Here is a 17,267-nt window from a genome sequence, read left to right on the forward strand (position 1 = left end):
GTTGAAAATAGATAAAAACACCCTTTGCAAGCGTTTGCAAATAGTGAAGTTGTGTATTACTATACTTGTATACAAGTATATCGTATTGATAAAAAGAGGTGATATCATCATGAATTATAAGTATCCAGAACAATGGCTAGAGGGCGTCTCGAAAGGTGAAATGATTGCTGCAGAGATTCGTTTAAGAATTGTTGAGGGCACAATAACGCCAGATACGTTATTGACGGAGAATCAAATTGCTAAAGAATTTAATGTTAGTCGATCACCAGTCAGGGATGCATTTAAATTATTAAAGCAAGATCAATTGATACATTTAGAAAGAATGGGCGCAGAAGTATTGCCTTTTGATGATACAGAGAAAAAAGAACTTTATGATTTAAGAATAATGTTGGAATCATTTGCGTTTAGTAGAATCAAAACTTTGAATAATGATCAGATTGTTAAAGAATTACGTAAACAATTAGAAATGATGAAAGTGGCAGTTAAATTTGAAGATGCAGAAGCATTTACTGAACATGATATGAAATTTCATGAAGTTACGATACTCGCTTCAAAGCACCAATACTTAAAAACTTTTTGGAATAACTTAAGACCGGTAATGGAAGCACTGATATTATTATCAATGCGTACACGCATGAGCGAGAATCCAGAAGATTTTGAGCGTATTCATCGTAATCATGAAGTGTTTATAGAAGCGATTGCGAAGCAAGATGCTGCAAAACTTAGAGAAGCATTCCATCTCAACTTTGATGACGTTGGCGAGGATGTTGACAGTTTCTGGTTAAATTAGTGTTTTAACTCGGTAAAAGAAGTAGGAGGAAAAATCATGAAATACATGATAGGTGTCGATATAGGCACAACGAGTACGAAGTCAGTACTCTACGACGAAAAAGGTCAATTTATAATGAAACACAATATCGGTTATCCATTGCATACACCTAATGTGGAAACTTCTGAAGAAAACCCAGATGAGTTATTTGATGCAGTGTTAATGACAGTTAAATATGTAATGAGAGAAGCTAATATTGCTAAAGAAGATCTTAAATTAATCTCATTTAGTGCTCAGATGCACAGTTTAATAGCAATGGATGCGAGTAACCAACGATTAACTGAAAATTTAACCTGGGCAGATAATCGCGCAAGCCAATACGCTGAACAGATTAAAAATGAACATAATGGTAATGAAATATATCAAAGAACCGGCACGCCAATCCATCCTATGTCCCCGTTGGCTAAAATATTTTGGATGAAGCATGAACAACAAGAAATATACAACCAAACTGCTACATTTGCTGATATTAAGACATACATTTTCTATCAATTATTTGAGCAATTTGTTATAGATCAATCTATGGCATCATCTACTGGGATGCTTAACTTAGAAACATTAGCTTGGGACAAAGAAGCGCTAGAATTGCTAGGTATTGAAGAGACCCAATTACCAGAGGTTGTACCAACAACACACATTTTAAAAGGTATGAAACGTCGCTATGCAACATTGATGGGCATAGATGAAAATACACCAATTGTGGTTGGTGCAAGTGACGGTGTACTTTCCAATTTAGGTGTGAATGCATTTAAAAAAGGTGAAGTTGCGGTGACGATAGGAACATCGGGAGCAATTAGAACGGTGATAGATAAACCACGTACAGATTATAAAGGGCGTATTTTCTGCTATGTGTTAACTGAAGATCATTATGTTATAGGTGGTCCTGTAAACAATGGTGGTGTCGTATTACGTTGGCTTCGTGATGAATTATTAGCCAGCGAAGTAGAGACTGCAAAACGTTTAGGCGTCGATCCATATGACGTGTTAACTAAAATTGCTAATCGAGTTAAACCGGGTGCAGAAGGATTGATTTTCCATCCATATCTCGCTGGTGAACGTGCCCCATTATGGAACGCAGATGCCAGAGGTTCATTCTTTGGATTAACATTAACGCATAAAAAAGAACATATGATTCGTGCTGCTTTAGAGGGTGTTCTTTACAATCTTTACACCGTATATCTTGCGCTAATCGAAGTAATGGATGAAACACCTTCGACAATTAAAGCAACAGGTGGTTTTGCGAAAAGTGAAGTGTGGCGCCAAATGATGGCAGATATTTTTGATACGAATTTAATTGTACCTGAAAGTTATGAAAGCTCTTGCTTAGGTGCATGTGTATTAGGAATGAAAGCACTTGGCGAAATTGATGATTTTTCTATTATCGAAGAGATGGTCGGTACTACAAACGAACATAAGCCGAACCAAGATAATGTGAAGGTGTATCAACAACTCATTTCTATATTTATCAACTTAAGTCGTTCATTAGAGGATCGCTACACAGAAATTGCAACATTCCAACGTGAACATATGACGGATGACAAACCATAGTAAGACGATATAGAAAGAGCCTTTAAAGAGAAAAGTGACAAGTCAACAAGCGACACTCACGTTACGAAGAACTTGTCACATACTCTTTAAAATTTTAATTATGAAAGAAAGCGTTACCACGATTGATTAGATACATGTCTGTAAAGTTCTAATTCAATCTTTAATTTGAAAGGGGAGAACGATGATGTTTGAAACAATTTGGCCATTGATTACGGTGGTAATAGGAATTATCGTATTATTATCACTTATTATTTTCTTAAAGTTAAACACATTTATTTCATTAATTATCACATCAATTGTGACTGCAATTTTACTAGGTATGCCTTTAGATAAAATCATTGAAACAGTAGAAAATGGTATGGGAAGTACACTAGGACATATTGCATTGATCTTCGGATTAGGTGCTATATTAGGGAAACTACTCTCTGATGGTGGGGGTGCGACACGTATTGCTGACACGCTTATCGATAAGTTCGGACCTAAACATGTACAATGGGCAATGCTTGTAGCTGCGTTTATTGTAGGTATTGCTTTATTCTTTGAAGTAGGTTTAGTATTATTGATTCCTTTAGTATTTACGATTGCTAAACGTGCAAATGTTTCACAGTTAAAATTAGGTTTTCCGATGGTTGTGGCTTTATCTGTAACGCACGGATTTTTACCGCCACATCCAGGACCAGTAGTTATAGCTAAAGAATTAGATGCAAACTTAGGCCACGTATTACTTTACGGTATGATTATTGCAATTCCAGTTACAATTATAGCTGGACCATTGTTTAATAAAATTGCGCAAAAAATTGCACCAACGGCTTATACACGTGAGGGCGATATATCAGCCTTAGGTGCACAAAAAGAATTTTCAGAAGAAGAAATGCCGGGATTCGGAGTCAGTTTATTAACTGCGATTTCTCCTGTTATTTTGATGTTGCTATCAACAATTGTACAATTGATTACAGGCCATGAAGAAGCTACAAATGGCTTTGAATCATTTATATACTTTATTGGTACTGCAGCTACGGCAATGCTTATAGCTGTACTGTTTGCAATCTTTACTATGGGTATTAAACAAGGACGCAAAAACTCAGAAATTATGGATTCAGTATCTAATGCGATTTATCCAATTGGGATGATGATCTTAATTATTGGTGGTGGCGGTACTTTCAAAGAAGTATTAATTGAAGGTGGCGTTGGAGATACTATTGCTACATTGTTTGAAGGTACAGAAATGTCTCCTATATTCTTAGCATGGCTTGTTGCTGCAGTACTTCGTATTGCTTTAGGGTCATCAACAGTTGCAGCAATCTCATCTACAGGTATCGTCTTACCATTGTTACAAGTATCAGATGTTAACGTTGCGCTCGTTGTGCTTGCAATAGGTGCGGGTAGTGTTATTTTATCTCATGTTAATGATGCAGGATTCTGGATGTTCAAAGAATATTTCGGTTTGACTGTTAAAGAGACTTTCTTAACGTGGTCATTACTTGAAACTGTGATTTCAGTATCTGGTTTAATCTTCATACTTATACTTAATATGTTTGTCTAAAATAGAAAGCCAATCTGCCAACAAAGTTTAACGACTTTGTTGGCATTTTTTGTGCACGCTTTCCACGAGCACAGCCTCTAGTCTTCGGCTAGTACTATATTTAATGAGTCAAGAGTCGGCCCAAATAATTGCTGCTTTAAACTAAAATAATTTCATGATTGAACTCATATAATAGCAAAAACATATAAAAATATAACAGAAAAAGCGAAAAAGATTAACTTAATTTCTATTAAAATTAAATAATGAAATTGATGAACAAAGATAATCTCAATAAAGGACTCCTTAATAGTTAAGAGGATTTTTATTTAATTTATTATGAATTTTTAAATTTTTGTTGTGATTTTACGTTACTTAAATATAGATGTCGTTGAGAAGAACAACATCCAATTGCTTTAAAATGATAAAATAAAACCAATATCAAATTTTTAGCGATATCAAAACGTCTATTTCAACCTTTTTGAGTGATTGAAATGTGAGTGGTTGATGTTACACAAATATACGAGTGTTGAAATTATACACAACTCATTTATAGTAAGTAAAATAGGGGGCTTAATTATGAAAAGAATATTACTGATCGCAAGCGCATTTATTGGAGTCATTGTAGGAGCCGGATTTGCATCAGGGCAAGAGGTACTTCAATACTTCACGAGCTTTGGCATTATGGGGACATTTGGCGCTATCATTACTACAGCATTATTTGCTTATGTGGGTATGATGCTTGTTTGGTTAGGAAGTAAATCTAAGACAGATTCTCATAAAGAAGTTATACATAATATCACAGGAAAATCTATATTTGGTAAAATTTTAGGATGGATTATTGATTTAGTCATTATTTTTACACTCTTTGGTGTAGGTGTCGTTATGATTGCAGGAGCTGGATCAAACCTTAATCAACAATTCGGATTACCTTCAATTGTAGGTACGATTCTTATGACAATACTTATTCTACTTGCGGGTATGATGAAAGTAGAAGGCGTTGTTAAAGTAATTGGGAATATAACTCCATTTTTAATTATATTCATTATAATAATTTCAGTTTATAGTTTTATGACAACAGATGTACCATTCTCACAACTTAATACGATTTCAGATGCGAAACCATCAACATTACCTAACTGGTTTATAGCAGGTGTAAACTATGCATCATTTAATACAGCAGTTGGTGCTTCTATGGCGATTGTCATGGGTGGTTCTGAGAAAAATACAAAAGTTGCAGCATTAGGTGGTTTATTCGGTGGACTTGCATTAGGCGTTATGATTGTACTAAGTCATTTAGCTATCTTTACACAAATCGATGTTGTTGGCGAAATGGAGATGCCAATGTTAGGTATCGTGAATCATATTTCACCTATACTTGGAGTCATTATGGCTTTTGTCATTTTCGGTATGATATTCAATACTGGTTTAGGTATGTTCTATGCATTTGCAACACGCTTTACGATGGTAGATACGAAACGTTTTAAACTTTTCTATACAGTTACAGTCATCATTGGTTTGTGTTTGAGTTTCGTAGGTTTTACAGATTTAGTAGCAATTTTCTATCCATTAATAGGTTATTTAGGACTTGTACTTATATTTGTATTATTCTATGCACCATTTAAACTCAAATTTGGTAAGAAAAATTCAAATGAGTAAACGTGTGAAGATACCGTAAATAGCCGTTTATCCAATTTGAATTAATATTTTGAATTAATTTTTTTGACAATAAAAAACGAACTGGTTATAGAATTGTTTGATAAGTTCAAAGAAATTTAATATAAATTTCACACCCCATTCCTTATATTTTTAGATATAATAAAAATATAAGGAATGGGGTGTTTTTTTATGAATGAGGAAACGCTAGAGATTTTACAGATGCATGCGCTACAATTATTGGGAATTCGGCTAGAAGGATATGATATGAGTGATATGAATGGGGTGATTAATCATATTAAGACGCCGTTTACAAATACTGCACGCAAGCAGTTCAATAATGAGTTGAAACATTTTATTGTACAAATGCATAGCAATAAAATTTATCATTATACGAATCGTTTTGGTGTAAACTTTTTAATTTTCAAATTTAAAAAGTACAAGCAAATTTATATTGTTGGCCCATATATGGAGAAGCGGCCAAATGAACGTCGTTGTAATGAGTTACTTCAAAGTTTAGATATTAAAATATCGAAACTTTCTATATTGAAGCAATATTTACTGACGATACCTTTGTGTCACCAAGTTAAAGCACAAAAAATGTGTCGCTTAGCAATTCGTTTTTTGAAAAAAAGAAATAGCATTTATGAAACTGTGAAAATTGATTTTAGTTTTCATTCGAATACAGAAGAGTTAGCAGAATCCAAAGCGCAAATGGATTATACATTAAAAGAAATAGAGTATCGTTATAATATGGAGAATCAGCTACTTACTGCAGTTGAAAATGGCAATGCTAATGAAGCTTTATCAATTCTAAATGCAATGAATTTATCAGTTGCAGGCTTACGACGTGTAAGGGATGATATTTCAAATGAACAATACAAAGCATATTTGATTAATACGTTATGCCGTAAAGCCGGAGAAAAAGCGGGTGTAAGTTTGATTCATATTGATGAAATATCTGCAAAGTATGCGGCATTAATAGATCAAACAATGGACATAGAAACTTTAGATGAAATCACCCATTCAATTGTTAAAGCATATACAGATAGTGCGATGAAGGTAAAAGCGAATGCCTATAGTCCAAAAGTAAGTAAGGTAATTCAATACATTGAAAGAAACTTAGATAGTGCATTGTCATTAAATGAGCTCGCCTCATATGTTGGTTTGGCACCGAGTTACTTGTCCAAAATATTTAATAAGGAAATTCATAAATCTATCTCACAATACATCATTGAATCAAGAGTGAAAAAGGGACGTGACCTTATTGCGAGAACTAAAATGACCGTCGCTGAAGTGGCAAATTACGTTGGATTTAAAGAGCAAAGCTACTTTACACAGTGTTTTAAAAAACAATACGGAACAACACCATTAAGTTATCGAACAAAACATAAAGAGTTTTATTAGGATAATGAACTATAGAAAATTAGAAAAAGACATTGATTGTTTCATTTTTAGTGAATATATTATTAAAAATATTAATAAAATGATAATTATGATGTAAAATCATTGTTTAACATACAAGTTTACACACTTATATTTAAAAAATGAATTGTAGGCAAACCAAAAGAAATAGCTGAGTTCGTATGTCAATAAAAGCTGTAGTTATAGAGTTTGTGAATCACCTTCGCTTACGATGTATTAATTAAGTGAAATTCATTTTATAACAACGTTGTTATTTTAATGTTGACTGTTCTGTAATTCAAAATATAATAAAGTTAAGATTCCTATAAATAAGGGTGAGCGATATGTCATTAACGACTTCAAAAGTAATTTAATTTATGGGAATAAAAATTTTTAACGATATAAGAAAACGCTTACATAATTGTGTGTCTTATTATCGATTGATTGTAACAATCACTAATACATACTAAGAAACGATTAAAACAGTAAAGCGCAGTCAGGAACGTTTCTATAGTGGAAAGAGGTTATCAGCATGGTTACAGCAAAATTAAAACCGGCAAATAGTAAGTTAAAGAGTTTTAAAGAAATTCAATCACCAAGATTAAAATTCAAAGAAAAACTTGCATATGGATTTGGAGATTTAGGTAATGGCTTAATGTTTGATATGGGACAAATTTACTTACTGTTATTCTATACAGATATTTTGGGCATACCGTCAGTAGTTGGGGGAGCTGTGTTTCTTGTTGCGAAGTTCTTTGATGCCTTTGTAGATACTGGAGTGGGGACTTTAGTAGATAATCAAAGGAACTTTGCTAAACGTGGCAAGTTTAAGCCTTTTATTTTGTACGGTACGATACCGCTCGCCTTACTTACAGTTTTAACCTTTATGTCACCAGATATTAGTCAAACGGGGAAAATAATATGGGCATTTGGAACTTACTTATTATTTAACGCAGCATATTCATTTGTAAATATTCCATATGGCTCATTATCAGCATCTATGACTATTAATGCAGATGATCGTACGCAACTATCAGTGTTTCGTAACTTAGGTTCACAGGGGGCTATGTTTATTTCTGGTATTGTAGTTATCCCATTAGTTAGTCTATTCCCTAGTCATGCATTGGGTTATCCAGTTGTAGTGGGTATACTTGCTGTCGCTGGTGTGACATTCCATCTATTGTGTTACAAAGGCGTTAAAGAACGCCATACAGTAGAAAGACCGAAAGAAAAAGGTATTGGTCGTAAAGCGTTTTTAAATTTATTTAAAAATAGACCATTTATCATTTTAGCATTATATACTTTATTAACGATTACAGCATTATTCTTACAACAGTCCTCGCAACTATATTACTTCCAATATGTGCTGGGTGAAGCTAATTTAGTGGGCGTTGTGAGTACATTAAACGTTATTATATTAGTACCTGCATTGTTCTTAACTACATTTTTAAGTAAAAGAGTAGGTAAGAAAATGACAGCAGTTATCGGTGTATCTGGTTTCGTTGTATTCCAATTTATTAACTTCATGTTCTTCTCCGATAATGTGTTATTATTCTTAATTGTTAATACGATTGCACAATTATTCTTAGTTATTCCTAATACTGTGACTTGGGCATTTATTGCAGACGTTGTAGAATATGGCCAATGGCAATCAGGTATTAGATCAGAAGGTATTATTTATTCAAGTTACAGTTTCACTAGAAAAATATCACAAGGTTTAGCTGGTTTCCTACCAGGTTTAGCTTTAACGCTCATTGGTTATGTACCACAAGCAGCTCAATCAGCTGAAACAATAACAGGATTAAAAGTATTGTTCTTTATTGTACCTGCTTCACTTTGTTTAATCGCAGTGATATTGTTCTTCTTTGCATATCCATTAACTGACCATAGACATAAACAAATTGTTAAAGAATTAGCACTTAGAGAAGAATTATAATTCATTTTTAGATAATTGAACTGTTTTAGAGGGGGTTAAATCATGTTATATCCAGTGATAAATAAATATAGAAGTATGATTGATTTAAATGGCATCTGGGACTTTAAGATAGAGGGCGTAGATGATCAAATTGATGTGACACGACCATTAAATACGGATTTAGTTATGGCAGTACCAGGATCATATAACGACCAAGGTGTTACTTCTGATATTCGTAATCACGTTGGTAACGTATGGTATGAAAGAACGTTTACAATACCTAACGTATTAAGAAACGAACGTGTTGTATTAAGATTTGGTTCTGCAACACATAAAGCAACAGTATATGTCGATGGTAAAGAAGTAACATCACATCAAGGTGGCTTCTTACCATTTGAAGTTGACATCGATTCGGAATTTGGTTCTGGTCAGCATCGTTTAACAGTTTGTGTGAATAATATTTTAGATGAAACCACTTTGCCAGTTGGTGAGTACTGTGAATCGATTAATAATGATGGTAAAATAATTAAGAAAAATTCACCAAACTTCGACTTCTTTAATTATGCAGGTTTACATAGACCTGTGAAAATATATACGACACCTAAAGTATTTATAGAAGATATTGAAATTGTGCCAGAAGTATTAGAAAACTGTGCTAAGGTACAATATAAAGTCACTACGAATGAAGCAGTGCCTACAATAGCAGTTAAGTTACGAGATGAAAAGGATAATATCGTAGCTGAAACATCAGGCGCAGAAGGTATCATAGAAGTAGACAATCCTCATTTATGGCAACCATTAAATGCCTATTTATATCATTTAGAAGTCACACTGTTAGATAATGACCAAGTTATTGATACGTATGCAGAGCGTTTCGGTATTCGTTCTGTAGAAGTCAGAGAAGGACAATTTTTAATTAATGGAGAACCATTTTACTTTAAAGGCTTTGGTAAACATGAAGATGCTTATTATAGTGGACGTGGTATGAATGAAGTTACAAACGTATTAGACTTTAATCTGATGAAATGGATTGGTGCGAATTCATTTAGAACGTCACATTATCCTTATTCAGAAGAAATGATGCGCTTAGCAGATGAACAAGGTATCGTCATCATTGATGAGACGACTGCGGTAGGTGTGCACCTAAACTTTAGTGCTATTTTATCTGGTACTACGACGCGAGATACGTTTAAGGAAATTGGTACAAAAGAGGCACATGAAGCGGTGATTAAAGGTCTTATTGATCGTGATAAGAACCATGCATGTGTAGTGATGTGGTCTGTTGCTAACGAACCGGCTTCTACTGAAAAAGGCGCTAAAGCGTACTTTGAGCCTTTAGTGAACTTAGCAAGAGCATGTGACCCACAACAACGTCCGGTAACGATTGTGACAATTCTCACTTCCCAACCAGACACATGTGAAGTACAAGATTTAGTAGACGTGTTGTGCTTAAATCGATATTACGGTTGGTATACACAGACTGGTGATTTAGAAGCAGCTAAAGAGGCATTGAGAGCAGAGTTAGATGCTTGGAGTAAGAAACAACCGGGCAAGCCAATTATGTTTACGGAATACGGCGCAGATACATTAGCGGGGATGCACGCAATTAATGATGAATTATTTACGGAAGAATATCAAATTCGTTATTATGAAGCCAATCATGAAGTTATAGATAACTATCCTCAATTTATAGGCGAACAAACATGGAACTTTGCTGACTTTGAAACATCTAGTGGAATTATCAGAGTCCAAGGAAATAAAAAGGGTATCTTCACTCGTGAGAGAAGACCGAAAGCAGTCGCACATTATTTCAAAAAACGTTGGGACAATATTCCTGATTTTGGATATAAAAATTAATACACATGATTTATAATAAAGTTTAAACATTGAACTCTCTACGATGGATGATGGCATTTGTAGGGGGTTCGTTTTGTATACATTTATAAATATCATGAAACTTTTTGCTAACTAATTTATGTAATAAGTGATTATTGTGAAAGCATTCCAATATGAAAATTACTTCATTTGATATCTTTTAACTATTAATATAATTAATATTATAAATACTATCACTTTTTAAGTTATATCCTATGTTGTTTGAAAAGTGGTAGTAGTTTGGGGCGACTCCTGACAAGTTAATAAAACACTAGCCGAGGACTACTAGTTGGGGCTGGTCCGTTATAAAGCATGATTGAAAATGCAAATAAAGGTAACGACTGTAACGACAAATATAAAAAGGGTTTTCCATAAGTGGAAACCCCCTTTTAGTCGTTGATAAGTATTTATGTTCTTAAAAATGTTTCAACAATCTAATATAGAAAACTTACTTAATATTATAATTTTGCTTGCCATTTATCTGTCCAAACTAAGTCGTTATGAGTACCTTTGAATTCACTTTCACCCATGATTTTATCTACTGTTTGTTTGATTGTTTCTGGGTTTGAATGGTAGGCATTGATATAAGCTTTGACCATTGTCGCATCGTGCAAATGAGTTGTGAAGTTTAAAGAAACGAATACTGTTGGGACTTCATGCACATACCAAGGAATTTCATTACTCATGGCAGTGCCCCATTTAATACGGTAATTATTTTCAGCTGCGTAACCAATAATATTAGCAAAGACAAGTGCTGCATCTACTTTTTCACGATACTCTAACGTTTTACCTTTAACTCGTGTAGAACCATCATTCAATGTCACATGGAAACCACGTGATTCTAATTCTTGAATAATATCTTCTTCTACATTGTTTGCAGATTTATAGATACCATCTTTTTCACCTTCTATAATATATAACTGAATATTCTTATGCGTTTCAGGTCGAATCGGTAACTGATCTAAAGTGTTTTTAACTAAAGTGATACCTAAGTCAGCAGCTTCAGTACGCATTGCTAAATGCTCATCACAACCAATAATAGCTAAATCTTCTTGTGGGCGGATCAGTGTACCCTCTGCTTGTTGTTTATGCAAATTCATTTGAGCTTTAAGTCCTAAAATACGACGTACTGCATCATTTAAACGCTCCTCAGTGATAACACCATTTCTATAACCATTTAACATAAATTGATAATCTTCTTCTAAATCATTGAAGAATAAGAACATATCACAGCCGGCAGCTATAGATTGTGGCACATAGTCTTCACGACGCATTGCAGCGGTCATACCTAACATATGGCTAGCATCAGTAACAACTAATCCATTAAAGTTTAAGTCTTCTTTTAATAAGCCTGTAATTAATTCGGGTGCAAGTGTAGCAGGTAAGATATCTTTATCTTCAAGCGCTGGATTTAATTTTTTAGAATAAGCGGGTTGTGCAATATGACCTGCCATAATCATTTGAACACCACGATCTATATGATGCTGATAAACTTTGCCGAAACTATCATCCCATTCTTGTGTTGAGAGTTCATTCACACCAAGTACGAGATGCTGGTCACGTTCTTCAGTACCATCTCCTGGGAAGTGTTTGATACAAGTAATCATGTCACGTTCAGAGTTAAAACCATCTATAAAAGCGCTAGAATATTTTATAACTGTTTCTGCATTTGTACCATAAGCACGTGTGTTCACTATTGTATTTCGCCAATTTTGCAAAATATCTACACATGGATCGAAATTAATATGTACGCCTAAAGCAGAAGATTCACGTGCTGATACGAGGCCAGCATTATAAGCTACTTTTGTGTCTTGTGCTGCTTCACATTGAGCAGCACTTGCGATGTAGGTACCATCTTTACAAGCGCCGTTACCACCTGAATCACAGTTTGCGGCTACTAAGACTGGAACTTTTGCGTGTTCTTGTAAATCATTGAGTAAATTTTGTACATCTTCTTTATTCCCGCCTTCATAACGTGCGCCACCAATGTGGAAACGTTCTAAGACTTCTTTATTTGTTAAGTCAGCATCATGAAACTTCTTACCGCCTTCTAAAGAAAATAAATTAAAAAAGAGTTGTCCAATTTTTTCTTCGTCTGTCAAAGTGCCAAGTGTACGCTCTACCCATGAAATTTGTTCGTCATCTAAATTATAAGGTGTTGCTTTTAAATTTACTTTTGCCATAAACTTAGTTCTCTCCTTCGAAATTATTATAAAATATTGTAGTTAAGGATGATTGAATGTCTTGATTGAAGCGACCTTCTTTAAATAATTTTAAATATTTATTATCAAAATCTAACCATGATTGAGTTTCATGTCCTGCTAAAATAGGATAAAAATAAATATCATGCGATTTTGCAGCATCCATGTCACCCATAGCATCACCTAACATGATGATGTCTTCGGTATTGTAATATTGTTTCAATTGTTCTAAACAGTATTCTTTAGTACCAGCTTCTTGAGCAAACATGCCACTCAAATAGGGTGTAAGGTGATATGTTTCCCATTCATAAGCAACTGCGGATAAATTTGCGGAAGATACGATTGCAATATCAGCAAACGTTGAGGCATTTTTCAACGTACGTTGGACATGATCGAAAGGACCAATACTAGGTAAATTCTTGATGTGGTCATTTACACTGTGCGACCATGCCAGTGCTTTTTGTAAGCCTAACTTTTCAGGTGAGGCTTGAATTGCTTGTTCTAGAGCCGGATTGGAAAAAGATGCAGTGGTTTGAACCCAATGCTTTATATCTTCATAACCTTCAATGTTTAATCCCTTTGCTACAAGTTCGCTCAACATTTTTTCGAGTCCTTTAAAACGATTGATCCCTCTTGTTATTTCATATAAATTAAAAGCATTCCAACGCTGTAACACAGCTTCTTTGATATCATCAAGTTGCCATTCATTTACAAGTGCAGGGCCAAAAGCGCGTTCGTGTTTAATTGTCATTGAATCAATGGCACAACCATCTGAATCAACACAAATCAATTTTTTAAATTTAGGTTGATATTGTGATAAAGTTTCGATCATATTAAATGCTCCTTTCAAAAATAATTTTTATGTATAGCTATCTAGACATTACGAATAAATAGTTAAAGCATTGTTAGTCTAAGCGTAGAGAATTTTATAAAGCGCTTACATTACACTATTAAAATTATCACGCTCAAAGCAAAAATACCACATTATTTCACGGAATAATGTGATAATTTTCACAAAATGTTTAGTTTAAGGAGGAATTTTAACAAAAAGGTTATTCTTTTAATAAAAAATATGTTTGTGAAAGAACGTAATGAGAAACTCATAGCCTATGTATTTCTATAAAAATAATAATATAAGAATACTTTCAACAACATAAAAATGAAGAAATCACTTCAATTAATTTGAGAAGTCAATTAATAAACGATTTTAATAAATAGAAAAAGCTTAAAAGTGATAAATTTGTGAAAATAATCACAAAATACTTTCAAATCAAGTTACTATCTATTATGATGAAAGTGTAGAAGATAGAAAAAGCTTAGCGAAAGTAAAAATACGGAGTGATTATAATGAGAAAAGTAATTGAGGAAGTTATTTTTTCAAATGAAAGTAGCTATGATATTTATACTCATACCGGTGTAAACCAAGGTATTATCAATGATATTAAAGATGGATACAGAAGTATTGATTATATAGCTTACGTTGATGCAGAGAAATTATACAATTATGGACTTGCAAAAAAAGTAGCTAGCTAATGATTTATACACTGTGTGCATCGAGTGATTATGGCGTTGAGTAATACCTCTCGTTATGACTGTGCAATAATGAAAGGTATTAGCCAACTTCTAACATGGTTTTCTCCCCAGTATCAACTTTCATGATTTACCGTTCATCCGTTAGAAGCTTACAAAAGCCTATACTTACTGTTCATCCAGTAGTATAGGCTTTTGTATTGTATATAAAGTGCAAACGTTATCTTAGTAAGAAGGAATCAAATATAGGATTTAAAATTATGTTTAATTTCATTGTAATCATAAACTAAATTATACAAGCGCATACGAATATGGTCTTCGGTAGTGTAAGGTATACGTAAATGGTCGTTTTGTTCTATAAATTTATGAAATTCACGTTCTAATTGTTTACGCTGTGGTATGTTCATATTAATCCATTCTTCTTTATCAAATAATGATTCAAATCGAAAATCAAAGCTTGTTTTACCAATCGTTTCACGTAACTTAGCTAAGCGTTCTTCAAAATTCATGAGCCATCCTCCTTTAAGCATCGAACATATTGCTACTTATATTTATTATATACACCTACTTTATAACGAAATATGTATTCTGACAAGATAACCCAAATTCAATTATTTATTTATCCTTATAACTGCATGATACAATGTGAAAATATAAGGAAAAATTTACCTACATTATAAAGAGAGGAAGTTATAAATGGTTGAATTAAAAAATAAAGTTGCAATTGTTACAGGTGCAAGTAGTGGGATTGGTGCAAGTATTGCGCAAGTACTTTCAAGTCATGGAGTGAAAGTGGTATTGTCAGGGCGTAATGAATCACGTTTAAATGATACTGCCCAACGTATTCAAAAAGCAGGCAATGCAGACGTTGAGACATTAGCAGTGGATATTACAGACAAACAAGATGTTGAGCGCTTAGTCCAAACGGCGAAAGACAAATTTGGTCGTGTAGATATATTAATAAATAGTGCTGGTCAAATGCTGTCTTCAGCAATTACAGATGGTGATGTAGAAGCGTGGGATGCAATGATTGATGTGAATGTTAAAGGAACACTTTATGGCATAAATGCAGTGCTACCAACATTTTTAAATCAATCAAGTGGTCATATTATAAATATAGCTTCTATCTCTGGATTTGAAGTAACGAAAAAAAGTACATTATATAGTGCGTCAAAAGCAGCTGTACATGCGATAACACAAGGCTTAGAAAAAGAATTGGCTAAGACAGGCGTTCGGGCAACGAGTATTTCACCAGGAATGGTTGATACGCCTTTAAGTGGAGCAACGGATTGGGGAGAACGTAAAAAATTAGACCCTGAAGATATTGCAGAAGCAGCTATATATGCATTACAACAACCGAGTCATGTCAATGTGAACGAAGTAACTGTACGACCAGTTTAGAATAGTATCATTATAGACCCCTAACTTCAAGCAGAGCTAAGGGTCTATAATGATAGTTGTAGCGATAGACTGAAAGGCGTGATTAAATGGACTTTAGATTTTTAAGTGAAGCTGATGTATCACAGTATCGATTACTAAGACTCAATTCACTCCAGACAGATCCTAATGGCTTTGCTTCTACATATGATAGAGAGATTGAATTTTCGATTGAGAAATTCAAAGTGAGGTTAGAAAATAGCGCTACTCATTTTACTGTAGGGGCTTTTGATGAAGCAACACTGGTTTGTATTGCGACGTTTTATAGTGAGACTTTAGAAAAAATAAAGCATAAAGGTAATTTAGTTTCGGTATATTGTCACCCACGATATAGACGACAAGGTATAGCTGAGCAACTAATCCAACAAATCGTTGATTATGTGGTTGAACAAAATACAATAAAAACAATCAATTTATGCGTGCTTAGTGAAAATAAACGTGCAATTAGTTTATATGAAAAGTTAGGATTTAAACGTTATGGAACTGAGCCGAAAGCACTATACGATGGAACTGTTTACTATGATGAGGACTTAATGTGTTTAGAACTTTAAGCTGATTATAAACATTGTGATTAGTAAGTCAGCATTGGGAGAAAATAATGGAACAGTATACCAAAACAGAATTACAACAAAGTAGGGCACAAATACGCTCGCTTTTAACAAAATGTCAAAAATCGCTGACGCAATGAGAACAAAAAGGAAATCTAAATAGTCGAACGACATTATTAAAAAATAGAATTCAAGCATTAGAAATTGCGTTAACATTGATAGATGAACAATTATAATTGCAAAAATTAGCTAATAAACGCCTCGTACATAAATGATTATGTGCAAGGCGTATTTTTAAGGACTTTAATAAAGACACTAAATTATAACCATTCAATAATTTCAATTCGGTTGCCGAATGGATCATAAATATAAAAACGATCTGCACCTTCGAGTTCATCCCCATATATAATTTCAATTGCTTTAGATTCAAGTAATTTTCTTACGTCAGTAGCGTTATGAACGAGAAAAGCAGGGTGTGCTTTTTTAGCCGGTGAAAAGTCATCTTCAACACCAACATGTAGTTGTTGGTGACCGACTTGAAACCACACGCCGCCATTTAAGGCTAAGTTAGCAGGTTTGGTAATTTCTTTGAATCCAAGTGTTTCTGAATAAAATTCGCGAGCTTCTGATTCACGATTGGCCGGGGCAGCAACTTGTACATGATCAATTCCTAAAAAGTAATTTTCCATTTCAGTCATCTCCCTAATATAATTTTATAATATCAAAAGATAATTAAAAGAGCAGTAATTTTATTTATCTTATTAAATAAAGTATATATTTATTTCTTGTAAAAGTATAATTAAAT

General features: G+C 33.8%; 14 protein-coding genes. 10 read left to right on the plus strand and 4 right to left on the minus strand.

Annotated features, from left to right (window positions below; genetic code table 11):
• Window positions 1-109: 109 nt before the first annotated feature.
• The 7 genes from MHB47_RS02440 (at window position 110) to uidA (ending at window position 10,728) form a co-directional block, all read left to right on the plus strand.
• Complete coding sequence (locus MHB47_RS02440) at window positions 110-790, plus strand: GntR family transcriptional regulator (protein WP_340754898.1); 681 nt, start codon at window positions 110-112, stop codon at window positions 788-790.
• Window positions 791-826: 36 nt separating this feature from the next.
• A complete protein-coding gene (gene gntK, locus MHB47_RS02445) occupies window positions 827-2,377 on the plus strand; it encodes a gluconokinase (protein WP_021338574.1) in 1,551 nt (516 codons plus the stop codon).
• Window positions 2,378-2,561: 184 nt separating this feature from the next.
• Window positions 2,562-3,920 carry a gluconate:H+ symporter gene (locus MHB47_RS02450; protein ID WP_002506713.1) on the plus strand — a complete coding sequence of 453 codons (1,359 nt, stop codon included), beginning with the start codon at window positions 2,562-2,564 and terminating at the stop codon, window positions 3,918-3,920.
• A 555-nt stretch (window positions 3,921-4,475) separates the two neighbouring features.
• Entirely contained in the window at window positions 4,476-5,555 is a 1,080-nt protein-coding gene (locus MHB47_RS02455; protein WP_340754899.1) for a YkvI family membrane protein, read from the plus strand.
• 189 nt (window positions 5,556-5,744) lie between these two features.
• Window positions 5,745-6,959 (plus strand): helix-turn-helix domain-containing protein, encoded by a 1,215-nt coding sequence (locus MHB47_RS02460; protein WP_002511521.1) that lies wholly within the window; start codon window positions 5,745-5,747, stop codon window positions 6,957-6,959.
• A gap of 529 nt (window positions 6,960-7,488) precedes the next feature.
• A complete protein-coding gene (locus MHB47_RS02465) occupies window positions 7,489-8,892 on the plus strand; it encodes an MFS transporter (protein ID WP_340754901.1) in 1,404 nt (467 codons plus the stop codon).
• Between the two features lie 42 nt (window positions 8,893-8,934).
• On the plus strand, window positions 8,935-10,728 hold the full coding sequence (gene uidA, locus MHB47_RS02470) for a beta-glucuronidase (protein ID WP_340754903.1): 1,794 nt from the start codon (window positions 8,935-8,937) through the stop codon (window positions 10,726-10,728).
• A gap of 476 nt (window positions 10,729-11,204) precedes the next feature.
• Here uidA and MHB47_RS02475 read toward each other — a convergent pair whose 3' ends face one another.
• Together MHB47_RS02475 and MHB47_RS02480 are read right to left on the minus strand one after the other, a co-directional pair.
• On the minus strand, window positions 11,205-12,929 hold the full coding sequence (locus MHB47_RS02475) for a glycoside hydrolase family 3 protein (RefSeq protein ID WP_340754905.1): 1,725 nt from the start codon (window positions 12,927-12,929) through the stop codon (window positions 11,205-11,207).
• Window positions 12,930-12,933: 4 nt separating this feature from the next.
• Window positions 12,934-13,779 (minus strand): HAD hydrolase-like protein, encoded by an 846-nt coding sequence (locus tag MHB47_RS02480; RefSeq protein WP_340754907.1) that lies wholly within the window; start codon window positions 13,777-13,779, stop codon window positions 12,934-12,936.
• Window positions 13,780-14,294: 515 nt separating this feature from the next.
• Here MHB47_RS02480 and MHB47_RS02485 point away from each other — a divergent pair.
• Entirely contained in the window at window positions 14,295-14,480 is a 186-nt protein-coding gene (locus MHB47_RS02485; RefSeq protein WP_002506720.1) for a hypothetical protein, read from the plus strand.
• A 236-nt stretch (window positions 14,481-14,716) separates the two neighbouring features.
• On the opposite strand, the gene MHB47_RS02490 is transcribed toward MHB47_RS02485, so the two are convergent.
• On the minus strand, window positions 14,717-14,986 hold the full coding sequence (locus MHB47_RS02490; protein WP_002506721.1) for a DUF1413 domain-containing protein: 270 nt from the start codon (window positions 14,984-14,986) through the stop codon (window positions 14,717-14,719).
• 187 nt (window positions 14,987-15,173) lie between these two features.
• Here MHB47_RS02490 and MHB47_RS02495 point away from each other — a divergent pair, with 187 nt between their 5' ends.
• Both MHB47_RS02495 and MHB47_RS02500 read left to right on the plus strand, forming a co-directional pair.
• Entirely contained in the window at window positions 15,174-15,878 is a 705-nt protein-coding gene (locus MHB47_RS02495) for an SDR family oxidoreductase (protein ID WP_340754909.1), read from the plus strand.
• Window positions 15,879-15,964: 86 nt separating this feature from the next.
• Complete coding sequence (locus tag MHB47_RS02500; protein WP_340754913.1) at window positions 15,965-16,465, plus strand: N-acetyltransferase; 501 nt, start codon at window positions 15,965-15,967, stop codon at window positions 16,463-16,465.
• A 317-nt stretch (window positions 16,466-16,782) separates the two neighbouring features.
• Here the strand turns inward: MHB47_RS02500 and MHB47_RS02505 are convergent, their stop codons facing one another.
• Entirely contained in the window at window positions 16,783-17,151 is a 369-nt protein-coding gene (locus tag MHB47_RS02505; RefSeq protein ID WP_056935903.1) for a VOC family protein, read from the minus strand.
• Window positions 17,152-17,267: the final 116 nt, after the last annotated feature.

This window comes from Staphylococcus sp. FSL K6-3157 (assembly GCF_038005145.1).
Taxonomy (GTDB): Bacteria; Bacillota; Bacilli; order Staphylococcales; family Staphylococcaceae; genus Staphylococcus; species Staphylococcus equorum.